28 protein-coding genes are annotated in these 24,859 nt (G+C 41.6%); 11 read left to right on the forward strand and 17 right to left on the reverse strand.

Annotated elements, in window-relative coordinates; all coding sequences use genetic code 11:
• Positions 1-17: 17 nt before the first annotated feature.
• The 7 genes from ACFS5N_RS00180 to ACFS5N_RS00210 form a co-directional block, all read right to left on the reverse strand.
• A complete protein-coding gene (locus tag ACFS5N_RS00180) occupies positions 18-572 on the reverse strand; it encodes a hypothetical protein (protein WP_377180968.1) in 555 nt (184 codons plus the stop codon).
• 188 nt (positions 573-760) lie between these two features.
• Positions 761-2,803, reverse strand: coding sequence for a hypothetical protein (locus ACFS5N_RS00185; protein ID WP_377180970.1), 2,043 nt, complete (start codon positions 2,801-2,803; stop codon positions 761-763).
• 5 nt (positions 2,804-2,808) lie between these two features.
• Complete coding sequence (locus tag ACFS5N_RS00190) at positions 2,809-4,896, reverse strand: hypothetical protein (protein ID WP_377180972.1); 2,088 nt, start codon at positions 4,894-4,896, stop codon at positions 2,809-2,811.
• Between the two features lie 33 nt (positions 4,897-4,929).
• Complete coding sequence (locus tag ACFS5N_RS00195) at positions 4,930-5,379, reverse strand: hypothetical protein (protein WP_377180975.1); 450 nt, start codon at positions 5,377-5,379, stop codon at positions 4,930-4,932.
• A 170-nt stretch (positions 5,380-5,549) separates the two neighbouring features.
• Positions 5,550-6,251, reverse strand: coding sequence for a hypothetical protein (locus ACFS5N_RS00200; RefSeq protein ID WP_377180977.1), 702 nt, complete (start codon positions 6,249-6,251; stop codon positions 5,550-5,552).
• Complete coding sequence (locus ACFS5N_RS00205; protein ID WP_377180979.1) at positions 6,248-7,474, reverse strand: PBSX family phage terminase large subunit; 1,227 nt, start codon at positions 7,472-7,474, stop codon at positions 6,248-6,250. Before ACFS5N_RS00205 ends, ACFS5N_RS00200 begins: the two co-directional genes overlap by 4 nt.
• Before the next feature lie 13 nt (positions 7,475-7,487).
• Positions 7,488-7,892 (reverse strand): terminase small subunit, encoded by a 405-nt coding sequence (locus ACFS5N_RS00210; RefSeq protein ID WP_377180981.1) that lies wholly within the window; start codon positions 7,890-7,892, stop codon positions 7,488-7,490.
• Between the two features lie 175 nt (positions 7,893-8,067).
• On the opposite strand from ACFS5N_RS00210, the gene ACFS5N_RS00215 reads away from it, so the two are divergent.
• Complete coding sequence (locus tag ACFS5N_RS00215; protein WP_377180983.1) at positions 8,068-8,628, forward strand: hypothetical protein; 561 nt, start codon at positions 8,068-8,070, stop codon at positions 8,626-8,628.
• 83 nt (positions 8,629-8,711) lie between these two features.
• Here the strand turns inward: ACFS5N_RS00215 and ACFS5N_RS00220 are convergent, their stop codons facing one another.
• Together ACFS5N_RS00220 and ACFS5N_RS00225 are read right to left on the reverse strand one after the other, a co-directional pair.
• Entirely contained in the window at positions 8,712-9,128 is a 417-nt protein-coding gene (locus tag ACFS5N_RS00220) for a hypothetical protein (RefSeq protein ID WP_377180985.1), read from the reverse strand.
• Between the two features lie 74 nt (positions 9,129-9,202).
• Complete coding sequence (locus ACFS5N_RS00225; RefSeq protein WP_377180987.1) at positions 9,203-9,388, reverse strand: hypothetical protein; 186 nt, start codon at positions 9,386-9,388, stop codon at positions 9,203-9,205.
• 248 nt (positions 9,389-9,636) lie between these two features.
• Here ACFS5N_RS00225 and ACFS5N_RS00230 point away from each other — a divergent pair, with 248 nt between their 5' ends.
• The 3 genes from ACFS5N_RS00230 to ACFS5N_RS00240 all read left to right on the forward strand — a co-directional run bounded on the left by ACFS5N_RS00230 (position 9,637) and on the right by ACFS5N_RS00240 (position 11,307).
• On the forward strand, positions 9,637-10,329 hold the full coding sequence (locus ACFS5N_RS00230; protein ID WP_377180989.1) for a S24 family peptidase: 693 nt from the start codon (positions 9,637-9,639) through the stop codon (positions 10,327-10,329).
• 278 nt (positions 10,330-10,607) lie between these two features.
• Positions 10,608-10,880 carry a hypothetical protein gene (locus ACFS5N_RS00235; protein ID WP_377180991.1) on the forward strand — a complete coding sequence of 91 codons (273 nt, stop codon included), beginning with the start codon at positions 10,608-10,610 and terminating at the stop codon, positions 10,878-10,880.
• A 43-nt stretch (positions 10,881-10,923) separates the two neighbouring features.
• Complete coding sequence (locus ACFS5N_RS00240) at positions 10,924-11,307, forward strand: hypothetical protein (protein ID WP_377180994.1); 384 nt, start codon at positions 10,924-10,926, stop codon at positions 11,305-11,307.
• A 98-nt stretch (positions 11,308-11,405) separates the two neighbouring features.
• On the opposite strand, the gene ACFS5N_RS00245 is transcribed toward ACFS5N_RS00240, so the two are convergent.
• Entirely contained in the window at positions 11,406-14,648 is a 3,243-nt protein-coding gene (locus ACFS5N_RS00245; protein ID WP_377180996.1) for a TonB-dependent receptor, read from the reverse strand.
• Between the two features lie 207 nt (positions 14,649-14,855).
• Between ACFS5N_RS00245 and ACFS5N_RS00250 the strand changes: the two genes are divergently transcribed.
• Positions 14,856-15,374 carry a DinB family protein gene (locus ACFS5N_RS00250; RefSeq protein WP_377180998.1) on the forward strand — a complete coding sequence of 173 codons (519 nt, stop codon included), beginning with the start codon at positions 14,856-14,858 and terminating at the stop codon, positions 15,372-15,374.
• Positions 15,375-15,456: 82 nt separating this feature from the next.
• On the opposite strand, the gene ACFS5N_RS00255 is transcribed toward ACFS5N_RS00250, so the two are convergent.
• The 3 genes from ACFS5N_RS00255 to ACFS5N_RS00265 all read right to left on the reverse strand — a co-directional run bounded on the left by ACFS5N_RS00255 (position 15,457) and on the right by ACFS5N_RS00265 (position 17,584).
• Entirely contained in the window at positions 15,457-15,876 is a 420-nt protein-coding gene (locus tag ACFS5N_RS00255) for an OsmC family protein (protein WP_377181001.1), read from the reverse strand.
• 180 nt (positions 15,877-16,056) lie between these two features.
• On the reverse strand, positions 16,057-17,124 hold the full coding sequence (gene namA, locus ACFS5N_RS00260; protein WP_377181003.1) for an NADPH dehydrogenase NamA: 1,068 nt from the start codon (positions 17,122-17,124) through the stop codon (positions 16,057-16,059).
• A gap of 94 nt (positions 17,125-17,218) precedes the next feature.
• Positions 17,219-17,584 (reverse strand): hypothetical protein, encoded by a 366-nt coding sequence (locus tag ACFS5N_RS00265; RefSeq protein WP_377181005.1) that lies wholly within the window; start codon positions 17,582-17,584, stop codon positions 17,219-17,221.
• A gap of 153 nt (positions 17,585-17,737) precedes the next feature.
• On the opposite strand from ACFS5N_RS00265, the gene ACFS5N_RS00270 reads away from it, so the two are divergent.
• Positions 17,738-18,076, forward strand: coding sequence for a single-stranded DNA-binding protein (locus ACFS5N_RS00270; protein ID WP_377181007.1), 339 nt, complete (start codon positions 17,738-17,740; stop codon positions 18,074-18,076).
• An 82-nt stretch (positions 18,077-18,158) separates the two neighbouring features.
• The gene (locus ACFS5N_RS00275; protein ID WP_377181009.1) at positions 18,159-18,446 is read left to right on the forward strand and encodes a hypothetical protein; all 288 of its coding nucleotides are present in this window, start codon (positions 18,159-18,161) and stop codon (positions 18,444-18,446) included.
• A 34-nt stretch (positions 18,447-18,480) separates the two neighbouring features.
• Here the strand turns inward: ACFS5N_RS00275 and ACFS5N_RS00280 are convergent, their stop codons facing one another.
• The 3 genes from ACFS5N_RS00280 to ACFS5N_RS00290 are packed head-to-tail and all read right to left on the reverse strand — an operon-like array spanning position 18,481 to position 20,749.
• The gene (locus ACFS5N_RS00280) at positions 18,481-19,053 is read right to left on the reverse strand and encodes a TlpA family protein disulfide reductase (protein ID WP_377181011.1); all 573 of its coding nucleotides are present in this window, start codon (positions 19,051-19,053) and stop codon (positions 18,481-18,483) included.
• Between the two features lie 40 nt (positions 19,054-19,093).
• Positions 19,094-19,798, reverse strand: a complete 705-nt coding sequence (locus tag ACFS5N_RS00285; RefSeq protein ID WP_377181013.1) for an SDR family NAD(P)-dependent oxidoreductase — start codon at positions 19,796-19,798, stop codon at positions 19,094-19,096.
• Between the two features lie 3 nt (positions 19,799-19,801).
• A complete protein-coding gene (locus ACFS5N_RS00290) occupies positions 19,802-20,749 on the reverse strand; it encodes a lysylphosphatidylglycerol synthase transmembrane domain-containing protein (RefSeq protein ID WP_377181015.1) in 948 nt (315 codons plus the stop codon).
• A 215-nt stretch (positions 20,750-20,964) separates the two neighbouring features.
• Here ACFS5N_RS00290 and ACFS5N_RS00295 point away from each other — a divergent pair, with 215 nt between their 5' ends.
• From ACFS5N_RS00295 to ACFS5N_RS00305, 3 genes are read left to right on the forward strand one after another with little or no spacing between them, the layout of a single operon-like run.
• Positions 20,965-21,834 carry a carbon-nitrogen hydrolase gene (locus ACFS5N_RS00295; RefSeq protein WP_377183870.1) on the forward strand — a complete coding sequence of 290 codons (870 nt, stop codon included), beginning with the start codon at positions 20,965-20,967 and terminating at the stop codon, positions 21,832-21,834.
• Between the two features lie 50 nt (positions 21,835-21,884).
• Positions 21,885-22,235, forward strand: a complete 351-nt coding sequence (locus ACFS5N_RS00300; RefSeq protein ID WP_377181017.1) for a four helix bundle protein — start codon at positions 21,885-21,887, stop codon at positions 22,233-22,235.
• Between the two features lie 2 nt (positions 22,236-22,237).
• A complete protein-coding gene (locus ACFS5N_RS00305; RefSeq protein ID WP_377181019.1) occupies positions 22,238-23,296 on the forward strand; it encodes an agmatine deiminase family protein in 1,059 nt (352 codons plus the stop codon).
• Between the two features lie 243 nt (positions 23,297-23,539).
• Here ACFS5N_RS00305 and ACFS5N_RS00310 read toward each other — a convergent pair whose 3' ends face one another.
• On the reverse strand, positions 23,540-24,637 hold the full coding sequence (locus ACFS5N_RS00310) for a hypothetical protein (protein WP_377181021.1): 1,098 nt from the start codon (positions 24,635-24,637) through the stop codon (positions 23,540-23,542).
• Between the two features lie 61 nt (positions 24,638-24,698).
• On the opposite strand from ACFS5N_RS00310, the gene ACFS5N_RS00315 reads away from it, so the two are divergent.
• The gene (locus ACFS5N_RS00315) at positions 24,699-24,839 is read left to right on the forward strand and encodes a hypothetical protein (RefSeq protein WP_377181023.1); all 141 of its coding nucleotides are present in this window, start codon (positions 24,699-24,701) and stop codon (positions 24,837-24,839) included.
• Positions 24,840-24,859 lie beyond the last annotated feature (20 nt).

The following is a 24,859-nucleotide window of genomic DNA, read 5'->3' on the forward strand; positions in this document are numbered from 1 at the left end:
GTAGTTATAGAGTTGCTTTATTGGTGTTTAGTTACCACATCGGCATCGACATAAAGTTCATCATTATGCCAAACGTAGTTAAACGGCATCTCAGCCAAACTTTCACGGTTGTCAATTATATTTTTGTTGACACTTATTTTATAGAAAAACTTTTTAGGAATAGATAAGGCATCGTTACACCGTAAATAGCACAGCTCTTTATTACATGTACCTATATACAAAGAACCTGCTTTTTTTAATTTACTCTTATCAATATTTTGAAAACTTTTGATCAAATAGTTGCCTTCAAAATTAAGTTTTTTGTAACGTTCGTCGGCTTCTTCTTTTGTGGCAAAAGTTTGTCCAGCTTGTATAAGTTCGTAAGAATCCAATGATATCGGTTCTACTTCTCGATAGGTAGATACAACATCAGGTGAATTTAAAAATTCCTTTTTCAAATAAAGTTTATCACCCGGTTCTATATGTTCAGTTTCTGAAATGCTGTGTATAAAAAGGTTACCAGCATCAGACGAAAGGAAAAACAGTGAACCAACTATTAAGATACCAACTACAATAAATATATATTTTTTCATGAATTTAGAATTGCTAATAAGTTTAGTAAATATACTTTATCAAACTTGATAATCCAAACGAATTTTATAGGAATTTAATCGCTGTTGCCCATCGGCATTAATTTCTATGTCAATAGAAATGTTTTTTTCAGTTGCCATGTTTAGTTGTAAGTTAAATTGTAAATTAAACTTCCAAATAAATTTAAAAATCACCCCAGCTTCACTAATTCTACTTTGGTAGGCTGCCCTTTGCGCCAGCTATCAATTTTATTAATGTAATAATAGGCACTGTCTTGCTCCAGGTAAATGGGTACCAGCAGGTCAAGTTCCAAATTGTCGCGAGGTGTGAGTAAAAAGTAACGCAACACCTTTTTGGTTTGCTGTAATATCTTTTCCAACTCAGGGTAGTATTTGCTTCTTAGTCCGGGAAGAGTCGCATTGTGGCCGGCGGCAGGCATATCGCCAAAACAAAGGCTGTATGGCCCGTCGGGCTTATAAAAATAGGGCGTGCTTATCACGTCGTTTACAATAAGCTGCTTACTGCCATCGGTGAAAGTGACCGATTTGCCCAGGCTGTTGATATTCAGTTTTTGATCAATCAAAATACGTGGCGATACGCCTATGCTGAAATCGTCGCCATTATCAGTATCTATCATTTTTATTTGCGCAACGGTGCCGCCAATATAGGGGCGGTTAAGCGATGGCGCATATTGGCTTTCAAACAAGTCGGCACTGGCAGCGAGCGTTGTATCCTTTACTTTTATCACGTCGTCGGCAAAACCGGTAGGGGTAATGGCGTCATCGGTTTTATATTTCAGCGTGTTGCTTTGCGCGTAGCCGCCTAATTGAAAGCTGATGCTCTTACCCTGGTCCAAACACTTGGTGCTCCAGTTTTTGGCTTTTGGGATGTTATTGATGATATCCCTGAATGAGTTAAAGGATATGGTCCTGCTGGCATTATCGGCCTGGCAAATTATCCCGAAACGTTGCAGTACATCTTTTAACAGGTCCTTTTGTGAGATGTCCGGGAATATGCGCTCGCACTGTACCCTTTGCGTGTATTTAACTACGTTGTTTTGGGCTTTTACGGTAAAGGCGGCTCCGGGATAAACAGTAAAATGAGAAGGATTACCACCACGCCAGGTATAATTTATCTCAACACTATCTCCCTCGGCTAATTCTTGTTGACAAGATAGGGTTTGATTAGTTGTAGTGATATTGCCATGCACATTACTACCTGTACCGGTTCTGTTATAATTCCCCGCGTCCCAGTTAAAGTTTAAAGTAGTAGCGGTTTCCTGATGTCCGGATGTGTAAATATTGATAGAAACATCCAGATTTGTTGGATCGCCGGTAATGCGTCCAGACATGTAAATCTTTGGAAAATATGCAGTTATTGTATAAACGCCTCTTTTTGCTGCGGTAAAAATACCGTTGCGATATTGATTTGATGGGTCGGACACCGCACCGAAAATAAACAGACCGGTTGGATTGTTGTTATTTGGATGGTCAAGTTCAATATTATTGTTATTTGATGCCGTGCAACTTAAAATATCCGGCTGATTCTGGTAATCGCTGCCGTGCTCCCAACTGCCATTGCTAAACTGGGCAATGAGCAGCGGATACAAAGGGTCTTTTAATAACGAGCCGGTGGCTTTGTAACCGGTAGTTTTAACCAGCAGGTCAATGGCCGATTTGATAAAAAAGCCCGGCCGCAGGGTGGTAACATTAATGGTCTGAGCGGGATCGTCGGTAAAATTACCATAATCCACAACCGGGTAGATCCAGCCATCGGTTTTGTTTTGCGATTTTGCCACATTTTCCAGCGTCCAGTCGTGGTCATAATTTTTCCAGAGCGGGCTGTGCCAGGCGCTGGTGCTGTCGCCCATTTCATAAAGATGCCCATCTATCGCATCAAAAAAATCAACATTGCCCGATAGGATGGTAACGTTAGCCATGTCCTGCTCAATGCTGTTCAATTCGCAAATACCGTAGGGGATGATCTCCAGGCCATCCTGCACCAGTTTGGCCTGATATTTTTTGTAGGGTTTATCCTGGCAAAAAGCCACATCATCAGGGAACCCCAATATACGCCGGTTATTCTGCGTAAGCGGCAGCTTAAACTGGTTGGAGGTATTGCCCTGCTGATTTTTAACCTCGGCCAGGTTGTTGATCTGGAAGGTGAGGGCAATGGGGCTATCATCGGTCAGGTCAACCAGTTGGTCATCTATGTACAATTGTAAATCGTTCATGCGTTTTATTGTGTTTGTATGTTGATGCTGGGCAGGTTAAATGTTACACTAAAAGGCGCTTGCCCATTCAATGTCTCGTACTCGCTGAACGTAGCTGTATTAAGTACTACGGTTTGCCATTTGACAGGGTTTTTGCTCACCAGCATTTGTACTTTAGGCGAGTATTTGATGGATTGCAGCCCTTTGATGTCGCCGACTGAAAGATCCTCGGCCATTACTTTCATTTTTTGCCCGGCCGATTTACTGATAACTTCTTCAATTCCCTGCTGATTCTCCCAGTCGCTCACGTAGTTTTTAATGATGGTGGCGTTTTGCACGTCAAGCGTAACCTCCTGATTGTAAACAAAGCGGTAGTAATTCCATGAGCCCGACAAGCCTATCCAGCGCAGGTAAACCGATTGCTCATCAATGGCATCATCAATACGAATGGTTTGCGTTTGGGTAACAGTATGAACCGCGGTGCCGTCATTATATTTTAGGGCGATATTAAAGTAACGGGCCTCTGCCGAGAAATCGGTATCGACCAATAACCTGTTTAATCCCAACCTTTCGGGCAAGATACTATCGGTAGGGTTTTGCCTTGCAATTAATAGCCTGGCCCCGTCCTGATTAAGCAGCCAGGTGTTGTCTTCATTTAATAAAGTAATGTCCTGCACGCTGCCGGCTAAAGGGTTCCGGTTAATGTCAAGCATTGTCAATTCGCAATAAATATTTAGTCCTATGAGGTTTTCGCTGTAAATAAAGCTGATGTCAAACGGGTAGCTATTAGAGTAGGTCGGTTCGGCAAAATCTGTGATCCATCTGGCCGCCGGCTGCCCATTGGCAAATAGTACGTAGGCCGCTAAGTTCCCGCCATAACGCTCGCCCAATTGCTTGGCGGCATAAACTACATAATAGGGCTCGGCGATATTAATAACGTTTGAAGTAACGGGTGGGCTATTTACATTAGTCGCATTTGGATCATCCCATTGCTCGGCATAACTAATTTGATATGAGGCACTCAGGTTATTGTCTTTGAAATTGGCCTGGCTGTAATTGCTGTCGTCTTTAACGGTTAAAAGCGACTGCAGGAAGTTTGAGAGATCAGCCTTGATCAGTCCGGTATTATCCGGCCGGTTAACTGATGTGATGGTTTGGGTGGCACCTGTTTTAACATCCGCATAAGTGATATAAGTAAGCAGCCGGTAATACGGCCTCAGCTTGTTGATATTTACAAACCCTGTCGACTGCGCCACCGTAAACGGTGTTTTGATTATGAACGAGTTTTGTGTTAGGTCAACTATCTCAAATACACCTGCGTAAGGGCCTGCGTTAATATAAATACTGTCTCCCTCGGCCAAACTGCTCAGGGTGGCGTTTACAGTTACCTGGATAGTGGTTGGTGAGTCGTAAGTAACGCTGGTAACGCTAAAATCACGGCGCTGATAGGTGAATACAATGGGATTAAAAGCTGCATTCCATCGGCTGATGTTACCATTGATATTAACTGATGGATCTTTTACCAGTAAGCTGCTTAGTACAGGTACTGTCACCGCATGCGTCTCTACGCAACCTATGGTATTGGCATCCTTTACGGTAACTGTTTTTAAGCCGCTGCCCAGCCCCGTAAAAATATAGGATGATTGAAAATGAACCCCATCCAAGCTATACTGCAGCGGCAAATAACTTGATGACGCATTGATACTGATCTGGCCGTCGGCGGCGCCGGGGGCAGATTCTGGTTTAAGGACGCTCACACTATTAATCACCAAATCGCAGCTATTAACAGGCGGCGGAGGATTTTGTATGGCAATAATGCTGTCTAAATAATAAACTTTGGTGTAAGCTAATGAAAATGTTCCGTCGTCATTGTCCAGGTCGCGCTCTACAACACCGTCAAATAACAAAACCTGCTGCCCCATAGCAGAGGCGGTACCTAAACCGGTAAGCAATCCGTTTTCTTTAATAGAGTAGTTAATGGTGGCGCCGTTGCCGTCAGTCGGCTGGTCAAAATCATCGACTATATAGGCATAAACTTTGGCTGTCGCTATCCGGTAGGACCCACTGGTTGAGTATTCTTTCTCCTGGACCCTGATATAAGCGTTTAATCCCATGCTGAATTTTATTAATGTTGTGAATAGAATAGGTTATTGAAAGTTCTCGAAATACATGGTGGCCAGTGTAATGGTCAGGCTAACACCGGTTGTATTGACATCAAACTTGTTGTAAACCGGAACACACTTGGCCTTATCGCCGGCTTTGACCTTGAAATAGCGGCCGTCGCCCTGGCGATAAGTTGACGCTTTGGCTATAAACTGGTTGGCCATAAAAAGCGCCTGGCTCACGTAGGTTTCATTATCCGCTGTATATTGATCGAAGTCTGTTTTGTACAAAAAATCAAGCGTAATACTAAAGGTGTTGTCCACCGACCCGTTGATTTGCGGCGACAGGTTGATATTTTGCGGCGGATAAAGGAAGACGCAGGGAAATGTTGCGTCATCGGCTAATAAATTAAGTTCATTGCTGGTGCCGTATATAAAGGTGGGGTTCCCGTTTAAACTTTGCACAACGGCTTCAATTTGATTGCGTATAGGCATAGGGTGATTAATTAATGATTGATTAGGTTATCGCTGGGCTTGCAGCAGTTCTGAGTATTTGCGCTGATAATCGGCCTCGGTTTTGTTAAGCAGTAGCTTGGTGAGCACCCGGTCATAAGGCGTGTTTAAAATTTCGGTCCATTTGGTAATGTCGCCGCCGGCTAACGAGTTTACGGTATTGATATATTTAAACTTTTCGAAAGCTTGTATTCCGGCTTTTTTTTCCAGAATTGTCGCAGGCGCTGCCAAAAGCTGGTTCTCGGCTTCAATAAGCCGAGAAAGCTCATAAAAAAATAACGGGCTATGGGCAGCGCCTCCGTTACCCCAAGTGTTTTAATGATTTCTGCAAACTCCTCGGCTTTATATTCATCATAGCCGTTGCCTGTAGCACGGCAATAAAAATAATGGGCCAATACCTGGCAACAGGCTTTTAATGAGGGATTAAAAGTTTCCCGCCAATTATCTTCGCCATGTTGCTCAATGTGTTTACTGATCTCGTCGGTAATGATATCGCGCGACGCCATAAATGCGCCAGCCGGTTCAACAGACAGGTTGCGGTTTACTTTGACACTTGCCTTTTTTCCTTCAATTTCTAATGTTATTTTATCAGGGATGGCCTCGCTGTTATACAGGTATTTGATTTGGTTGGACAGCGATAATATAGCTTCGCCAAAAACATCAAACTCGTTAAAATGCACCACATTTTTCAGGTCGGCAACAGATATGCCCGACAGAATGCTGATAGCATCCAGATCGCTCAATTGCTCGAGGGCCTGCATCTGCATCAATTGCCCCAATTTTAACTCTGTTATTTGCGACGGTATTTTGATACTGAGCTTGCCGCTTAAGGTTTTTACGGTTCTTTCAATCATAATTTAAATAGATCTGAGAGCTTATTTGAAGTAAAGGTTTCTTTATAAGGCATTTTTGATTTGGGTGCCGATGCCGACCGGGTTTTTAATTTGTTTAATGCTATGTAGCGTAACGGGTCTATCAAATGGTTCCAGGTGTCTACAGGTTCATTTAATGATTTGCCTGTGCGGTCTATCTTCCATTTATACCGACCCAGTTCTTTGCGCAGGTTAACGCTTCTTCGAGTGACATTAATTTTATAGCGTTTCAATATGTCGATAGAATTATTTACGCTATCTGCGCCTTTTTTTGCGGGCGATATTGCCCAACCCATTCTCCTCAACTCTTCAATGGATTTGGGTTCCGCGCTGTCAGCAATAATCTCTGTATTTTTATTTATTCCACAGGTTGATAGTTTTGCTGAGATGTCACGGTTGGTTAAGCCTGTTTCATAAAAAAGCTCATCAACCCATAGCTCTCCATTTTGAAGGTATACTTGTAAACAACCGGTTTCATCATTACTAAACCCAAAATCCAGACCTGCGCCTATAAGCTTAGCAGCACCGGGGATTTCGTCGACCACAAACCAATTGCTAAATATTAAACCGCTTACGCGTCCGGTGAGGCCCCGCGCATATACCTTCCATAATTCGATATCATCTTTCCTGATGTTTTCAATTTTGGCGCCCATTGCAGCATCTAAGAAAGGATTGTGCCTGTAGTCCGATATGATTAACTCAACACCCGGCTTGCCTATTAACTGCTCATGAACCCAAAACTCAGCGTTCGGATTATAATCGACAAAAATTCGCCGCCTTGTCCTTAGCGCCAGTTCCGAAAAAATGTTCCACTCAATGCCATTGGCTTCGTTAATAAACAAATAATCGCGCTTTCCTGACTTTGCGTCCTGGGGGTTAGCGTAGCTTTTAAATTCAATGACAGAATCGTTATAAAACTCAAAAATTCTATCAGTTTTATTGAAACTTCGTATCAAACCCTTAAGCTGGTCTGATTTGTTATACAAGCTCAATGCATCGCGTAAAGCGCCGGCTTTGAGGTTAGGTATATCCTGGCCCACAACGGTAATTACCTGCTTTTCGTTTTCGGCTGCCAGGCAAAAAAGTACCTGCTCAATGGCGTATGTTTTGCCTGAACTGGTGCCTCCCTGGTTAATTACCACCTGCGCCTTTGAAAAATAATTGCGCCTGAATAATACTGACGCTTCATAATCACTAACAATCATAATTTTTAGGTTTTTACAGCGCCACTTCTTTTTCGGCTGATGCGGGTTTAGGGCCCGTCTCAATAACTTTAACGGTTAGTGATTGGGGTTTGGCGCCTGACCTGGTGTCTTTAACCTTTTCATCCCATCCCATGCTTTTCAGCGCGAATATTGCCCCGCTGGGGGATGGAAAATGCAGGCGACTTTCATAATAAGCCATTATCCTGAACCGGGCCCGCATCAGGCTTTCTTTGTATTTTACTATTTGTTCATATTGATCAAATACTTCTTTGCTGGTAAAGCCTAAAAAAATAGCTAAACCTGTTAGTGTAACAGGTTCGGCATTTTTACCTGTATCATTTTTTGAACGTTCAAAATACTCATCAATAAGTCTGTTTAATGACTCACAATTATTAAATCGATGTTTGGTTTTTGCCATGGTTTAAGTGGTTTATTTACAGTATATTTATCTTGTTTAACCCCGTTTTAATAAATAGGGCAGGATACCGTTGGCTGGCACGGTTTTGAAGTTAAAATTTGTTAATGTTTATACGGGGCAACTAATTGCATCGTATATTCGTAAAATAATTAGCGCTAACTTATTACAGGCCTATATGAAGTTTTTTAAAGCTGTTTTTGTCGCTTTGTTTTTTACGGCAGGGATTATTTCCTGTCAAAAAGACGGGCAACCCGAAAACGGCGCTTTAATTAACCCGATAACCAAGGCTGACACGAGCGATAACTCCGGCAATTTCTTTGCAGCTAAAGGCACGTTAAATATTACCGTTGACGATTCCACTTATGCATTCGATGCAGCTAAAGACTCGATAGCATTCATCAATGTTAACATTGATAGCAATAAATATTTCGGGTTAACTGCTATAAACAAAGCGCACACCATAAGTTTTGGAATCAGTTCGCCGGGTTTTGCCGGCCCAGGCCTGGATAATATGATAGCCGGCGGCCAACTGTTATTTAATGTGGATGGTAAACACATCAAACAATTCGCGCTTTCAAATAGCGTGGGCAATAACCTCTCTAATGCAATTCACCTGGATCAGTACATGCAGGACAGCGTACTGACTAAAGGAACGTTTACTACCCTGATGTCTAAAAAAGACGATGACGGAAATGATCAGGTAGTGTCTGGCAGCTTTTATTTGCTACGTAAATAATCAACAGATTTTCGCTCTTTAATTACCGGACAATACAAAGATAAATAAAAATTATGATATATATGTCAATTGGCATATATATTTTACCAGATTTTTTCTTCGGCCACTTCGGTTTCTACTAATTGGGTAAGGATGTTTCTAACTACAGCCTCGCGCGCCCATCGTTGTTCGGTTAACGACGCATCTTCCTGATACCACCTTATGGGCTCATTGATTTCAATACGTGTTTTATAAATAAAGTGTTTTTTAGGGTGCATTTTAGTGCCCTCATAACTGTTCAGGTTTTCAGCTCTGATTATTTTGCCGAATTGTTTGGTGTTAATGTCAAGCTGCAGGCACTCATCCAGCGTGTTTTTGAAATCGTGCTTGTCCTCAAGCCATAGGGTCAACGTGTCACCGTTTAGTTCGTGGTCGGCTACGGCGATCCGACTATAGTCATAATCAACAGAAATGATCAGCCACCATAGTTTGTCTTTTAGTTTTTGTGCAATCTTTATCATTTTTTATGCAATAAAAGGTAAGGCTGCCATTGGCTGGCAGCAGATTTAATTTTTAGGTTTCTTATCAATTTTACTTACAGGGCCGGGAAGGGTGGGACCCAGCCGGGTAAGTATTTTTGTATGGCAGTAATTTCTTTACTGTACTTGTGGCAAGCGGCGTAATAGGCTTTTAGCTTAATGTGCGTTTTATTGTCATCTGTAACGCTGCCGCTTTTAGGTTGCGGTTGATTTTCTCTTACCGAGGTGTAGGCTATGTGCATAGGTTGGTTGTATTAGGCTTTTTTGTTCGTATCGGCAGGTGTGTTATTTTTCAGGTTTTTACTAGGGGTAGGTACCCGGCCTGTGTTTTAAAGTATTTTTCATATTTCTGTATTTATTTTCTGTATATCTGTGATTTTATTTGGATTGTATTTAAATATGTTTTAGTTTAGCTGTGAATAACGATACAAATATAAAGAAATATCTGTATTATAAATCCAGAAAAATTTAAAATAGTTTTCAACATATCATGGAATCGCCGGAAAAAACCAATAAAATTAAGACAGTTCGTCCTGAAACACTGGAGTTTATCATTTTGTACAATCAGCTTAAAGGCAAGGCTTTTACGGGGAATGCACAACTGGCCGAGGTGTTGGGTTTTAATTCTGCAAGCTCGATTACAGAGATTATTAAAAGCCGGCAGAATATTGATCCGGAGAAGTTCAGGATTTTTAAAGAGCGATATAAAGATTTTATTCAGGGCCAGGCTTATGTGCCTGCTGCTCAGGTTGCAAAGGTTGCCGAGGGAATCCCGATGTATGAAATTACAGCAACTGCATCGGGCGTAGAGGTTTATAACGATATAAATGATGCCCAGCCTGTGGGGCGTATGAATTTTCCCGGCATAGAGGATTGTGACTTTGCTTTACCGGTTTGGGGACATTCTATGTATCCTTACCTGGAAAATGGATGCTGGGTTGCGCTAAAAGTTATCCATGATAAAAAAATACTACCCGGCGAAGTTTATTACATTGAATGGGGAGATTATCGCATGTATAAGCGCTTGCTGTTAAGCCACGTTGAGGGCGAAGTGATAGCGCATTCTGATAATACTACCGAGATGGTGGGCCATCAGCTTAAATATGCGCCTTTCCCAATTAAAATTGCTGATATTAAAAAGTTGTGCCTGGTTAAGGATATTCACAAAAAGCATAATCACTAAGGACATAAAAAACAGAGCTATTGAGTACGATGGTCATTTTGGCGAGCGCCAATAAGAACGCATCGTTTATTCCTTTGCCTAAAAAGTAAACAGTTAAGAGCAATTTGGAATATTTATAGGGCTTGTCTACACAGGTTGTTTAATTCTCGGTAATTTCTTTTACTTTTAAGTATTAATTTAAACTATTATCCCAAATGGACGTAAACTTTTACTTGGTCTTAGGCGCAATCGCGGTAGTTGCTATTATTGTTATTAATCATCGCACACAAAAAAACAAGATGAAAACTTTTCTCGAAGAGTCTGGCGATACCCAGATGATCTTTTTGATGAAATCAGTTGAAAAAAAGAATAAAGCCTTAGCCAGTATTTTGTATGAAGGCGGTATTAAGCCCGTTGGCCCTAATACCGGCACTTCGCAAAAAGATATCTTGATACAGCAGCTACAAAAGCTTGAACAGGCCTATGCCTCAAAAAGGATAACCCTGCGTGCCTACGACGATCATCTTTTTAATCTGCTTGAAAAAGCTAATAAATTGGCTGTAATGGCTTAGTAGCAGTCAATTACCGCTCATTTTAAAATAACGTCTTACATTTATGGCCGTTTGCTTATACTTGCATGGTATGGCAGACGACGGTATAGTAAAACGTATTAAGATCATTGTAAAAGATTACGGGGGCCAGCTGGCACTTGCCAATGCAATTGGAGTAGATCAGGGCTTTATCAGCAAGGTTATTAACCAAAAGCAGGAGGTAAGCTATTACCTGATCAGTAAGCTTTGCTTTCAGCTTAAGTACTCGCCCGAGTGGCTCATACTTGGCACCGGCGATAAGAAGATCAACAAAGCTGAATCGCCCAAGCTCATTACTGAAATACAAATGATGCGTACGGAACTGGATATCCTGCATGCCCGTATGCGCGCCTTTGAAATGGAAATTAAGGAGCTCAGGCAGCAGCAAAACATACAACAGGCCGGATAGGCGCAAAAGGATAGAAAGAAGCCTGACAGTAATAATTTATAAAAAAAGCGCGGCCCCCGGAATTTCCAGGGGCCGCGCTTTTTTATATCGGTTTTCGCTTAGAATGTGTAACGAACACCGAATTGCATCTGCCATCTTGAGTTCATCAAGTCAACTGAGTATGGCACTCCAGGATCTTGGAATGTATACTTAGGGAACGTTGTTGCGGCATTAGCAAAAGTAGGTGTAGTTTTTGGAGCTAAACCAATGCTTGAAGTTGAGTTGTATGTGTTAGGCGAGAAATAGTATTGACCCCATTTCTTGTTTAACAGATTGGTTAGGTTAACAATGTCATAAGTTAATGTGATCATTTGTTTATGTTTGCCACCAAACTTAAAGTCTTGCGTATAACGGAAATCCAAATCGTTGTTCCACGGAGTGAACGCAGCGTTACGCTGGGTGAAATTGCCGCGACGTGAGCTTAAATATTTGCTTTTGTCGATAAAGGCATCAAAAGCAGCAGCTTGCTGAACTGCGGTTGCGCCACCGGCGATATCGCTAAAGAAGTTAACAGTTTCGCCTTTTTTAGGGATATAAGCCAAGCTAACTTGCTGGCCCGTACCGTCGATTGCGTTAGGGTAGAAACCGTAAGTGTATGGGTTACCCGAAGCAGCGCTAAAGAACAAGGTGAAGTTACCTACAGCGTTGCCGTCTTTGTCCCAGTTATGACGATAGTTGATATTTGACACAATACGGTGACGAATATCAAAGTTAGAATTAGCCAGACCCGGGTTGTTTGGATTCAAGGCCTGGTTCAATTGCCAGTTTGATTCCATTGAGTTACGAATACCGTTAGTAACGTCTTTAGAGTGGCCATAAGTATAGGCAACGTTAGCAGTTAAACCAAACGGAAACACCTTGGCAATTTGGCCGGTAATGCTGTAACGGTAGCCTAAGCTGGTGTTTGACAACTCATAAGCGTTGGTATACAATGAATTGATTTTGGTGTTATTGAAGATAGGCTGCTGATGCTGAGTGTCATACGGGTAATAAGTTACAATGTCAGCAGTATTTACCTGTTGGAATTTTAAGTCATAGATGGTTTTTGTATATATACCTTCTAAAGTAAATTTCCATTGGTCGTCAGTAGTGCGGTCAACTGCTAAACTGCTTCTCCACACCTGAGGCATTTTAAAGTTGTTGGCAACTAAGTCGGCCTGTGTAGCGCCGGTGGCATCATTAATATTAACACCACGTGCAGCTACATAAGCGGCGCCGCCGTTTGATGGAGCTTGTACTACAGTCACACCAGCCGGTGGCGTTTTGTTGTCGTAGGCGCCATAAGTTACACCGTTGTTGTAAAAAGCATAACCTAACCATGCAAATGGAATACGACCGGTGAAAGTACCGGTACCACCACGAAGAATAACACTTTGATCGCCATTTACGTCCCAGTTAAATGAAACACGCGGGTTAACTTCAATATTATTTAAATATTTGTTGGTGATATCTTTTGGTTTGGTATAAGTGTAGGTGGTGCCGTAGCTTGGATCAACCGGAGCGTTGCGTGTTTTAGTACTCAGTGGTTGTTTGTTTGGCAAACCAGCATAATCAAGGCGAATACCTGCGGTTAATTTAAAGTTGTCGCTTAATTGGATATCATCCTGACCATAAACACTTAACAAATTAACTTTAAACTTAGCTGACGGGTTAGCCAGAATATAATCTCTGGTGTTGTTAGTATAGTTAAAGTTAGCACGTACACGAGATGGATTGTCGGCTAAAAAGTCGGCAATGCTCTTAAATGCGTCACGACCATTCCATGCATTAACAAAGTTATAGGTAATGTCGTAAAGCTCATTATGCGTGCCGAAAGTGAAAGTGTTTTTACCTGTAGTCCATGTCAGGTTATCGGTAAACTCTGTGGTTTTTTGGTGCATATCAAAAATAGCAGCCTCACGGTCGGTGCCGATGAAAATGGTTGTACCCGGTGTGTTACCAGTAATCTCAATTTGCGGCAGCGCCGGGTTTGAGTTTGGTGCACGGTAATCGTGTACGTTTGAGTAGCCAAACACTAAACTATTGCTTACGCTGTTTGAGAATCTTGATTTCCACTCAGCAACAGTAGAAGTAGAGTTATTATGCGAAGTATAGTCAATGCTACCAAAACGGAAGTTTTGCTGATCGCGCTCTAAGTTAGTAGCCTGAGATGAAATAGTATTGTTACGTAAGGTTAATTGATTATGGTCATCAATGTTCCAGTCTAAACGGTTAAAGAACTTGTTTGAGTTTGAGAAGATTGAAGTGTTACCATAAGCACCGGCATCAAAACCGGCAGCAGCAAATTTATTAGAAATAGCTTGTGCCTGAGCCAGGGTCAGGATGTTTTGCGAACCTGCAGTACCTGCACCAGCAATAACAGGATCGACACGGCGTGCAAACTCCTCGCTGGTGAAGAAAAATAATTTGTTTTTGATGATAGGGAAACCTAAACGGAAACCGGTGTTCAGATCATGGAAGGCTGATGGTAGTTTGGATCCGTCGCCACCTGAAGCGGCAGCGGCGTTATTAGGGCCTACCATAAATGCACCACGGCCATAACCGTAAACAGAACCTGTGAAATCATTTGTACCGCTACGGGTTACCGCATTTATACTACCACCCAATACGTTACCAATTTTGATATCGTAAGGGGCAACATACACCTGGATATCCTGAATAGCATCTAAAGAGATTGGGCTGGTACGGGTACTGCTACCAACCTGACCAGATGCGTTGGTTTGACCACCTAATGATGGGCTGAAGCCGATTGCGTCATTGTTGATAGCTCCGTCAAGTGTTACGTTATTGTAACGGTAGTTTGTTCCCTGAAATGAGTTGTTATTGCTTTGCGGGGTATTGCGCGTTAAATCTTGTAAGCTGCGGCTTAAGCTAGGCTGAGTACGAATTTGGTTTGCATTAATGCGTGTACTTGCACCTGTTTTAGCGGGGCCGCGGCCGCCTACCTTAACCTCTTTTAATTCAGTGCTTGATTCAGCAAGTAAAAAGTTAAATGTAGCATTACCTAATTGTAAGGTGATGTCTGCACGTGAGTCGGTTTTATAACCAACATAACTTGCCGAAATGGTGTAAGGGCCACCCGGACTGATATTCTGAACGCTATAGCGCCCCTCTGCGTTGGTTTGCGATGCATATTTGGTTCCGGTACTGTTGTTTAGCACGGTTATGCTAACACCGGGTAATGCAGAACCTTTGGCATCAGTTACCTTACCGGTTAAAACCGAAGTTGTGATCTGGGCGTTTGCAATGCTTGCAACTACCAGTAACATAAAGGATAATAGGATTGAGTAAAACTTTTTCATTTGTGAAATTTTGATTCACAAAGGTGTGTCAGGCCTGTTAATCGAATGTTAACTCACGGTTATGATTAGCTTATTATGTTAACGATAACTACTATGGATGTTAATTTTATCTTAACATTGAAAAAAATCAAATCTAATTCCTGCTGACATAGGGCTGTCATTCAGCTATGGTTTCTTTGTATCAACAAGCAACAAAACCATAATATCATGTCAATCATTAAGAAGTTATTAAAGGAAATTGAGCAGGAAGCTCAAACCACCCGTAAATTTTTGGCTATTGTTCCAGAAGATAAATTTGACTGGCGGCCGCATCAAAAAAGCATGAGTTTAATGCAGCTTACTAATCATATTGCCGAGTTACCAGCCTGGATAAGCATGGCTATTACTACCGACGAATTAGACTTTCATGCCAATCCGTATCATCCAAATACGGCTACCACATCGGCTGATTTGTTGGATATATTTGAAAATAATTATGCTGATAGTCGCGCTTTGCTGGAAAATACAACCGAGCAGGAGTTAGATAAGCCCTGGATACTACGCAGTGGCGATATGATTTTAGCCGATATGAACAAATACGAAACCGTGCGCGTTTCTATTGCGCAAACCATTCATCACCGCGCACAATTAGGTGTTTATTTACGGTTGCTAAATGTTGCCATCCCCGGCAGCTATGGCCCAAGTGCTGATGAATTGGAGGCCAGACAGGCCGCTGCAGTAGCTTAATAGTTATTAATTTATCTAAGATCTTTTAACAAAACAACAAAGGCCGGAATTCCGGCCTTTGTTGTTTTGTAGCATTTGGCAATTATTGATAGCTTACATTTAAAGTAATTGGCACGCTTAGTGCTTTTGAGACAATGCAATTAGCTTTAGCGCCTTCGGCAATTTCTTTGAATTTTTCTTCAGATACACCTTCAATAACAGAAGCTTTCAGTTCCAGGTGAATGCCATTGATAGTCAATGCCTGCATATCCAGGTCAAGGATAGCATCGGTAGTCAAGTCGCCTGGGATGAAACCGGCCTGCGATAGTTGTGCGCCAACCGCCATGGTAAAGCAACCGGCATGAGCAGCAGCAATCAGCTCTTCAGGGTTGGTGCCAACGCCGTCAGCAAAACGGGTTTTAAACGAATATTGTGTATTGTTCAATACAGTGCTTTGGGTTGAAATTTCACCTTTACCTTCTTGTAAGGTTCCGTTCCAGTGAGCATGTGCGGTACGTTTCATAGTTTCAGTTTTTAATTGTTGTTATGTAAATATAGGTGTTTTTAAATCTCAAATAAATCAAGGTGATGTTAACTAATCTTTAAAACAGTAAAATACTACAAGTTGTTGCCTCTAATCTCTAATCTCTAATCTCTAATCTCTAATCTCTAATCTCTAATCTCTAATCTCTAATCTCTAATCTCACTTTGCCCACTTCGCCCGTTCATATTGCACGGGCCATTTAGTCTCAGCGCCCAGTTCATGCGCGGCACGCAGCGGGAAATGCGGATCGCGTAAAAGCTCTCGGGCTATGATCACCATATCGGCTTCTCCGTTTGCTATAATATCTTCAGCTTGTTTAGCTTCAGTAATTAAACCTACAGCGCCGGTTAAAACGCCGGTTTTACGTATCGCGTCAGCAAACTCAACCTGGTAACCAGGCTTTAATGGGATAGGGGCCAATACATTACCGCCAGATGAGCAATCTACCAGATCAACACCTTTGTCTTTTAATATTTTTGACAATTCAACAGAATCATCTATGGTCCAGCCACCCTCAGTCCAGTCGGTTGATGAGATACGCACGAACAAAGGTTTTGATGCCGGCCAGGCTTCTTTAACGCTTTCAACAATTTCCAGTAATAAACGGATACGGTTTTCAAAAGTACCGCCATATTCATCAGTACGTTTATTACTGAAAGGCGAATAAAATTCGTGTATCAGGTAACCATGTGCCGCATGAATCTCAATCACATCAAAACCTGCTTCAAGCGTCCGCGCGGCCGCGGCTTTAAAATCGGCTTTAACTTTTTCAATACCTGCTTTATCCATTTCCAGCGGCGCTTCTTCTTTATTATTAAAAGGCAATGCGCTCGGCGCTAAAGCTTTCCAGCCATTGGGTTGGTTTGACGCAATTTGCACGTTGCCTTTCCATGGCACTTCATGACTGGCTTTGCGGCCTGCATGAGCTAGTTGTATTCCGGCAAAAGCATCTTGCTCATGTATAAAGCTGGTAATTTCTTTTAGCTTCGCGATATGTTCATCTTTCCAGATGCCCAAATCGCCATAGCTGATGCGACCTTCGGGAGATACAGCGGTAGCCTCGGTAATTACTAACGCTGCGCCGCCTACGGCCCGACTGCCCAGATGCACCAGGTGCCAATTGTTGGCAAAACCATCCTCACTGCTATACTCGCACATTGGCGAAACGGCAATCCGGTTTTTAAATTCAATATCTTTAATTTTTAAAGTCGAAAACAGGTGTGACATAGTGTAAATGTTTTTGCTGTAAATATGGCTACTATGCCGGATACTGGTCTCATAGTTTTGTCACATATATTGATGCAATGTGGTAATGATAACATTATTCAACTTTTTCTTCGCGCTTAACCAGTAATACTTCATCTCCATCTAACGGCAGGTATCCATACTCATAACAAAAGTGATAGGTTTTGCCATTTTGCGTATCGTATTTATTGGTAAGGTATTTAAAGTCGAAACCCTTGGCAGCCATTTTAGCTTTGGTGGTTTTTGTTTTTCCGGTCGGGTTTAATTCTTCCAGTATTCGCCGGTTGCGTTTCAAAATATTATTGATGTTACGCACCAGGTTATAGCTGTTGCTGTTTAGCTTGTTATTGTAATTATTGCGACACAGGTCGTTACAAAACTTTTTGTCGGCACGGCCATGAATAGGGCTCCCACAGTCCAGGCATACTTTCGGCGTTTCCATAATGCTAAGTTATATAATATAACATCCGGTTGCAAGCGTTTGCAAACGGATATTGTCGTTTATAAGCAATTAATATCCGACTAATGTTTTTGGTCCGTCGCAACTTTGCTTCATCAAACAGAAACAAGGTATTAATTGATAACAGAAGAAATTATGAACTCATTAAGAAACAGTGTGCGCCTGGTAGGTAACCTGGGCATGGATCCTGAAGTAAAAACATTTGACACTAATAAAAAACTGGCCAGGCTATCATTAGCCACCAGCGAAAGTTACAAAAATGAAAAGGGGGAACGGGTGACTGATACACAATGGCACAATCTGGTTATCTGGGGCGCTCAAGCCCAAATAGCAGGCGACTTGCTTAAAAAAGGCGATGAGATAGTTATTGAAGGCCGCCTGAACAACCGTAGCTATATTGATAAAGATGGTAACAAAAAATATACTTCAGAAATTGTAGTAAACGAATTTTTAAAAACCAGCAACCGCAATTAAACGCAAAGACATCTTACCCTAAACCTTTATTGCCGTCAACCTAACCTTATCACTAATTTTAATCCTAAACCTTATCACTTTTATGTACCTGGAAGCAATAGAAGCCGCCCGGCTGTATCAGTTGTTGTCAGACAAACTAGGTAATGATACTACTGAGGCCATGTTTAAATACATCGATAACAAAATAGAAAGATCGGTGCAGGCAAGTATTAAATCGTTGGCAACCAAAGACGACTTAAACGCCGTCAAATACCGGTTGTCTGAAGACATCAATGAATCAAAAACTGAAACTATTAAATGGATGTTCATATTTTGGGCCGGCCAAATTGTAACGACGCTGACGATCTTACTACTTTTTATTAAAAAATAAACAAAGAAGCTGCTCAAACCGGCTTCTTTGTTTACTAATCCAGATCGGGGCTTATTCTTACAATCAATTTGCTGATTTTTCGGTAAACATCCATACTACCCTGCGGGCCGGCGGTGCTATCTACAATGGTACCGGCCTGGTCTACAATCATATGCCGGGGGATATAGAAGCTTCTTTTCATAATCCCGCTGCGTAGCTGCACGCTGGAGAAAATGGTATGAAAATCGTTATCCAAAGCCTGCCCCGTCAGGCAATGATATCCGGTCAGATTGTTTGAAGTAATAAATTGTTTCCAGCCTTTAACGTTATGATCTGCGCAGATATAAAGTATGGCGATGTTATTCTTTTTAGCAAAATCAGCAAAAGCCTTGATTTCCTTTGCTTTTCTAAGCTCCTGCCGGCAGGGGCTGCACCACGTTGCCCAAATGTCTACATAAACAATTTTTCCTTTAAATTGGCTGATTAAGGTCTGAAAATTAGCGCTGGTGTCGGCTAGATAATTGATTGCGTGATTACGGGTGGCTTGCGCCTTCACTTGATTAAGGCTAATCAAGCAAAGCCACATAATTAATAGTGATGATTTTTTGGAGGATAAGAGTAGGTTCATGTTGATAAATCTAACAAATTTATCTTAAACCCAATATTAGTTAAGGCGTTACCATAGCTACCGGTAATACTTTACCATTAAAAAATCTATGACCGGTTAAAGCAAAATCAGCAATATACTTACCCATTTCAAAAGCCATAACGGGTGATTGATAACCCGGGAAAGCTTTTTCCAGCATTTCGGTTTGTGCTGAACCCAGGGCCAGGCAATTTACCTTTATTTCCTTTTCCGCGAACTCCTGCGCCAAACATTCCGTCAGTGTATGCAAAGCCGCCTTACTTGCCGAGTATGCAGAAAGACCTGCGAACTTAGCACTTCCCTGAAAACCACCCATGCTGCCAATATTGACAATATGCGAGCCTGCGGGCATAAATTTTTGCAGACTTTGAATAACGCGTACATGGCCTATAAAGTTACTTTGCAGCATTTCTACAAAATCGCTTTCGTCGGTTTCCATAAACGGTTTGTTAACCAGCGTCCCGGCGTTATTAATCAGTATATCGATCTTGCCATCAAAGTGGCTGTTGATAAATTGCTGCAAACCATCATAGTCGTCATGTACAACGTCAAACGCAATTGGATAAATGATACCCTCTGGATTCAGATCTAAGGCTATCTGCGCAAGTCGTTCTAACTTGTCTTGCGATCGGGCCAGGGCAATTACTTTATGTTTACCGGTGGCTATCAGCTCAATTACCGCTTCAAATCCGACGCCGCTGCTGGCTCCTGTTACAATGATATTCATGGGTTATGCAGATTGATTTTCGTCCTCATTGATGCCGTGTAAACCTGCTTCAAGGCGCTTAGGGCGTAACACATAATAAACTCCAAAAAGCGCTACTATAATAGAGATCAGGTAAAACCCAAAACTCAGGTATACCGCCATATCTTCAGGAAGCGAAAAGCTCCTTGCAAGTGTTAGCAATAACGCATCCCTGATACCGCCGCCACCTAAACTAAATGGTATTATGGCAGCTAATGATGAGAATAGGAATGATAACAGATAGGGAGCAAATTTGCCGCTAAAATCCTGCGCCAACAGTAGGCAAATAATACAGAGCAACTGCATAGTTTGCACGCCAATAGCTTTGGCATGTCCCTGGAAAAAATTATGCGTATACTCTTTGAAAAATTTGCGGGCAACCACGTAATAAACTATCGACCCTATAGAAACTATGGTAAGCGGGTAGGCCAGGTGGTATGGAAAATTAGGTATTAAAATAATCAGCCCAACCACAATAGCGCCAATAGCCCAAAAACCGCTTAGGCGGTCAAATAAAATAGCCCAGAATACCTTTTTGGTAGGTAGTTTATAGCGTTTGTGCAGCAGGTATATCTTGTAGCCATCGCCGCCAATGCCACCTGGTAATAATACGTTATAGCACAAGCCTAAAAAGTATAGTCGCAGATTAAAACGCCAGTCGAGTTTTAAGCCTATGGATTTAAAAAAGCTTAATAACCGCCATGATGAAAACAGCATGGAGGCCACATAACATAAAATGGCAGCCGTTAACCAGGCACGGTTTGCGTGCGTAAGCCGGTACTTAATTTTTACAAATGGTACTTTGCTAAACACGTAGTAAAGCAAACCGCCGGTTACTACAATGATCAATATAATTTTAACTACGCTCCAAAGTTTTCCTTTCCAGGTTTTGTGCTCGGTGCCTTCGTCAACTACTTCTTCTAGTTCTGTCATTTGGGTGCAAAGGTAGTTTTTTTAAAGATTAGTTGGTTTAGATAGTGATTAGAGGTTAGGGATTTGTGATTAGTTAATAATGAGCAGATGTTAAAATAATATATCTATTATATGATTGTAAATATTAGAAATGAGTGACTAAACAACAAGCAACTAATCTCTAATCTTTAATTAACTAATCTTTAAAAAAGCTACTTTTGCAAAAAATTTAAATGATGAGTAAAGTACAGGTAGGTATAGTGCAGATGAGCTGCACCGCCAACAAGCACGAAAATTTACAGAAGGCTATTGCAAGGATCAAGGATGCTGCTGCCAAAGGCGCGCAGATTGTTTGTCTGCAGGAGCTTTTTACATCGCTTTATTTTTGTGATGTTGAAGATCATGATAATTTTTTACTTGCCGAGGCTATCCCCGGTCCGTCAACCGATGAGCTTTCAAAGGTTGCAGCCGAACTAGGTGTAGTGATTATTGCTTCGCTGTTTGAGAAACGTGCGCAAGGCCTTTACCATAATACTACGGCTGTAATTGATGCAGATGGTGCTTATCTGGGTAAGTATCGTAAAATGCATATTCCTGACGATCCGGGTTTTTACGAGAAATTCTATTTCACCCCGGGCGATCTGGGTTACAAAGTTTTCAAAACTAAATTCGCGACTATAGGTGTGTTGATCTGTTGGGATCAATGGTATCCTGAAGCTGCGCGTATTACCGCTTTAATGGGTGCCGAGATATTGTTTTATCCAACCGCTATAGGCTGGGCCTTAACTCAAGACGAGCAAACTAACGTTGAACAATATAACGCGTGGCAAACCATCCAACGCTCGCACGCTGTAGCTAATGGTGTGTACGTGGTGAGCGTAAACCGTGTAGGCGAAGAGGCGGGGGTTAAATTTTGGGGCGGCTCGTTCTTTGCCAATCCGTTTGGTACCATTATTCACCAAACCACGCACAACCAGGAGGAAGTTATTGTGCAGGAACTGGATTTGAACAAAACGGATTACTACCGCACACACTGGCCGTTTTTGCGTGACAGACGTATCGATTCCTATCAGCCAATAACTAAACGTCTGCTAGACGAGGAATAAATTAGTCGATAGACCATAGTCCATGGACGATAGTAATAGCCGGAAGTTTTATGGCATTTAAGTTTGAAAACCTTCAAGTTTGGCAAAGGGCCTTAGATTTAACTGAAGAGGTTGATTTGGTATCAAAAAACTTTCCAAAAGAAGAGTTATATGTGTTAACCTCGCAAATTAAAAGAGCAGCAGATTCAGTTGTTTTGAATATTGCAGAGGGCTGTACAGGACAGACTAATCCCGTTTTTAAAACTTTCTTAGGTTATTCGCTGAGGTCTGGTGTTGAAGTGGTATCATGCCTTTTTATCGCAAGAAAAAGAAAAATAATTAACGATGCTGATTTTCAAAATCTTTATGAGGAATATCAAGCTCTAATAAAAATGATTACAGCTCTAAGAAATACTTTATAACTATGGACTATCGACTATCGACCATGGACTATCCGGCAAAAGCCGGATTTTATTTCCCTGCCGAATGGCATCCGCACAAAGCCACCTGGCTTAGCTGGCCGCATAAAGAAGAATCGTGGCCGGGCAAGATCATGACCATCTACCCGCAATATTGCGAGTTTATCAAGGCTTTATCCGTTGGTGAACTGGTACGCATCATTGTGAAAGACGAATATATGGCGGCCTTTGCTAAAGAGCAGCTAATGCTGATAGGAACTGACTTGAAAAAGATCGAATTTTTTGAGTTCGGCACTAATGATGCCTGGTGCCGCGATCATGGTCCGGCGTTTTTGATAAACCCGGTTACCCGCGAAAAGGCTATTGTCGACTGGGGGTATAATGCCTGGGGTGGCAAATACCCGCCGTTTGATCTGGACGATGTGATCCCGACTAAAATAGGCAAGCATTACGGATTGGACGTTTATCAACCCGGCATTGTGATGGAAGGTGGCTCGGTTGATTTTAACGGTAAAGGCACTATCCTGACCACAACCGCTTGTTTGCTTAACCCAAATCGTAACCCGCATTTAAATCAGCAGCAAATAGAAGAATATTTGTACAACTACTACGGCGCCGAGCAAATTTTATGGCTGGGCGATGGTATTGTTGGCGATGATACCGACGGCCACATTGATGATATCACCCGTTTTGTAAATGAGGACACTGTTGTAACTGTAGTTGAAGAAGATAAAGACGACGATAATTACCACCTGCTGCAAGAAAATCTTGTATCACTAAAAACCATGCGTTTGCTTAACGGTAAACAGCTTAATATCGTCGAATTGCCAATGCCTGATGCAGTGGTGTATGAAGATCAGCGTCTGCCGGCATCATACGCCAACTTCTATATCGGCAATGCAGCGGTAGTAGTTCCAACATACCGTTGCGATAAAGACGATAAGGCGCTGCAAATTCTGCAAGACTGTTTCCCTGATCGTAAAGTGATTGGTATCGATTCGACCGATATTATCTGGGGATTGGGTAGTTTCCACTGCCTGAGCCAACAGGAGCCGGAAGTGTAGTAAAGCCATCTTTAGTTTCGGGCAAAACGTGAATCTATATACTCAGTGATATTACGATTAGTATGTGTGACATCTCGCTGTCGTTCGAGGTAATATTAGACAAACAAGTAATCGCTTAACTTGCTATTCCGTGGTAATAATAGTGAGCTAACAATAGAAGCAGTTAGGTGATGTTTTACAACTGCACTACATTGCTCACGGATTGTTTTAACTATCTCTCAATCTTGGTCTTCTGTGTATCTGTTATTTATCAATTGTGTACCAGGGAATATCTAATAACCCCGGTTTGACAGTTATATTAAGGCGATCGCCTACACGAGTTTTTTCATAAAGTTTTTGACTTACCTGAATCTCTCCGGTTTTCTTGTCAGGGCCCCAAGCACTCAATACAAGATTGTAATCATTACTTTCGCCATATTCTCCCCAGCGTTTGGAAATGTCGCGATTAAGTATGATGGGCTGATATCTTCGCCCGGTAGATGTATCAAAAGCACAATTGATTATTCGCACGCTTGCAAAAGCATATGCAAAAAATAATAACGCAAAAGGAATCATTTCACGAGTTCTCTTTACGTCTGGCATCTCGTTGATATTAATGAAATAATATGCCAGAATGGTTAAACAGCCAAACGATAAAGAGGGCAACCAAAGGTTTTTTGAATTATATAAATCATAACTCAAAAACGATTTTAAAAATAAGGTAATAATTGGAAGTATATAAGCTGTAGCTATTACCGGATATGCAACCGGGCCGTACTTAGATGAAAGTTTGATTCGTTTATCGGTTATGAAAGCCAAAATCATGCACATTAGTGGTAAAGTAATCCCAATGGCTTGAAATATCGCAAACGGTATAAAAACAGTCAAAGCAAAGGCTATTCCGGCTAAATTAATTACGGAGGCTATCTTATTAAATTTTGTCAACGCTTCTGCACGCTGTTCAGGCGTAAATCCATAAGTTGTATCGTATTCTTGGTTTGCCAGGCCCTGTTTTAGTTTAATGGTATCTATGTTTTGAAAAACACTCTTTAAAAAGTGAATGAGTATTTTATAGTCTTTTAGTTGTTTATAGTCGTGGATGTATAATTCTTTTGTGTGACGGGATTTTGGTGTTAAAATAATGGCTTTGTTGTCGAATTTTACACCTTCGATTTCGTCGAATGTCAATTGCCTTTTGTTGAAAGTTGTTATGTGGGTTATGACATCATTTTCAATTGTTACTTTTTTACGTAAAAACCCGATAAAATACAAAATGCTGGCTATTAACATAAAAGGAGCTAGGCGATGTTCTGCCGTAGGTGCGTCGGGAGTTACCATAAGGCAGATACTTACTACGGCCATAAATACTGCGGTAGCATAATTGACTATTTTATAACGGGGCGAAAACGACAACGGTGAGTTCATGCGATTTAGAATTATTACCGAAAATAAGTATTTAAACCGCTCGCGCAAGGCTAAACAATTAACTGAAATAGTTCCCAACTTTTTAACCGACAAAATACCCTTGTTTACCGAGTTCTTGCCCTTTAACCGCCAGTTTTAGTTTTAGCTGACTATATTAGT

The sequence above is a fragment of the Mucilaginibacter ximonensis genome, from assembly GCF_042686265.1.
GTDB lineage: Bacteria > Bacteroidota > Bacteroidia > Sphingobacteriales > Sphingobacteriaceae > Mucilaginibacter > Mucilaginibacter ximonensis.

What these genes read in the sequence shown, in the direction of transcription:
- ACFS5N_RS00200 (WP_377180977.1), bottom strand. Translation starts at nt 6,251, where the DNA reads ATGATTGAAAGAACCGTAAAAACCTTAAGCGGCAAGCTCAGTATCAAA.
- ACFS5N_RS00250 (WP_377180998.1), top strand. Translation starts at nt 14,856, where the DNA reads ATGTCAATCATTAAGAAGTTATTAAAGGAAATTGAGCAGGAAGCTCAA.
- ACFS5N_RS00180 (WP_377180968.1), bottom strand. Translation starts at nt 572, where the DNA reads ATGAAAAAATATATATTTATTGTAGTTGGTATCTTAATAGTTGGTTCA.
- ACFS5N_RS00265 (WP_377181005.1), bottom strand. Translation starts at nt 17,584, where the DNA reads ATGGAAACGCCGAAAGTATGCCTGGACTGTGGGAGCCCTATTCATGGC.
- ACFS5N_RS00205 (WP_377180979.1), bottom strand. Translation starts at nt 7,474, where the DNA reads ATGATTGTTAGTGATTATGAAGCGTCAGTATTATTCAGGCGCAATTAT.
- ACFS5N_RS00235 (WP_377180991.1), top strand. Translation starts at nt 10,608, where the DNA reads ATGAAAACTTTTCTCGAAGAGTCTGGCGATACCCAGATGATCTTTTTG.
- ACFS5N_RS00195 (WP_377180975.1), bottom strand. Translation starts at nt 5,379, where the DNA reads ATGCCTATACGCAATCAAATTGAAGCCGTTGTGCAAAGTTTAAACGGG.
- ACFS5N_RS00185 (WP_377180970.1), bottom strand. Translation starts at nt 2,803, where the DNA reads ATGAACGATTTACAATTGTACATAGATGACCAACTGGTTGACCTGACC.
- ACFS5N_RS00245 (WP_377180996.1), bottom strand. Translation starts at nt 14,648, where the DNA reads ATGAAAAAGTTTTACTCAATCCTATTATCCTTTATGTTACTGGTAGTT.
- ACFS5N_RS00275 (WP_377181009.1), top strand. Translation starts at nt 18,159, where the DNA reads ATGTACCTGGAAGCAATAGAAGCCGCCCGGCTGTATCAGTTGTTGTCA.
- ACFS5N_RS00280 (WP_377181011.1), bottom strand. Translation starts at nt 19,053, where the DNA reads ATGAACCTACTCTTATCCTCCAAAAAATCATCACTATTAATTATGTGG.
- ACFS5N_RS00270 (WP_377181007.1), top strand. Translation starts at nt 17,738, where the DNA reads ATGAACTCATTAAGAAACAGTGTGCGCCTGGTAGGTAACCTGGGCATG.
- ACFS5N_RS00240 (WP_377180994.1), top strand. Translation starts at nt 10,924, where the DNA reads ATGGCCGTTTGCTTATACTTGCATGGTATGGCAGACGACGGTATAGTA.
- ACFS5N_RS00305 (WP_377181019.1), top strand. Translation starts at nt 22,238, where the DNA reads ATGGACTATCGACTATCGACCATGGACTATCCGGCAAAAGCCGGATTT.
- ACFS5N_RS00310 (WP_377181021.1), bottom strand. Translation starts at nt 24,637, where the DNA reads ATGGCCGTAGTAAGTATCTGCCTTATGGTAACTCCCGACGCACCTACG.
- ACFS5N_RS00295 (WP_377183870.1), top strand. Translation starts at nt 20,965, where the DNA reads ATGAGTAAAGTACAGGTAGGTATAGTGCAGATGAGCTGCACCGCCAAC.
- ACFS5N_RS00190 (WP_377180972.1), bottom strand. Translation starts at nt 4,896, where the DNA reads ATGGGATTAAACGCTTATATCAGGGTCCAGGAGAAAGAATACTCAACC.
- ACFS5N_RS00230 (WP_377180989.1), top strand. Translation starts at nt 9,637, where the DNA reads ATGGAATCGCCGGAAAAAACCAATAAAATTAAGACAGTTCGTCCTGAA.
- ACFS5N_RS00220 (WP_377180985.1), bottom strand. Translation starts at nt 9,128, where the DNA reads ATGATAAAGATTGCACAAAAACTAAAAGACAAACTATGGTGGCTGATC.
- ACFS5N_RS00215 (WP_377180983.1), top strand. Translation starts at nt 8,068, where the DNA reads ATGAAGTTTTTTAAAGCTGTTTTTGTCGCTTTGTTTTTTACGGCAGGG.
- ACFS5N_RS00290 (WP_377181015.1), bottom strand. Translation starts at nt 20,749, where the DNA reads ATGACAGAACTAGAAGAAGTAGTTGACGAAGGCACCGAGCACAAAACC.
- ACFS5N_RS00315 (WP_377181023.1), top strand. Translation starts at nt 24,699, where the DNA reads ATGCGATTTAGAATTATTACCGAAAATAAGTATTTAAACCGCTCGCGC.
- ACFS5N_RS00225 (WP_377180987.1), bottom strand. Translation starts at nt 9,388, where the DNA reads ATGCACATAGCCTACACCTCGGTAAGAGAAAATCAACCGCAACCTAAA.
- ACFS5N_RS00285 (WP_377181013.1), bottom strand. Translation starts at nt 19,798, where the DNA reads ATGAATATCATTGTAACAGGAGCCAGCAGCGGCGTCGGATTTGAAGCG.
- ACFS5N_RS00210 (WP_377180981.1), bottom strand. Translation starts at nt 7,892, where the DNA reads ATGGCAAAAACCAAACATCGATTTAATAATTGTGAGTCATTAAACAGA.
- ACFS5N_RS00255 (WP_377181001.1), bottom strand. Translation starts at nt 15,876, where the DNA reads ATGAAACGTACCGCACATGCTCACTGGAACGGAACCTTACAAGAAGGT.
- ACFS5N_RS00300 (WP_377181017.1), top strand. Translation starts at nt 21,885, where the DNA reads ATGGCATTTAAGTTTGAAAACCTTCAAGTTTGGCAAAGGGCCTTAGAT.
- namA (WP_377181003.1), bottom strand. Translation starts at nt 17,124, where the DNA reads ATGTCACACCTGTTTTCGACTTTAAAAATTAAAGATATTGAATTTAAA.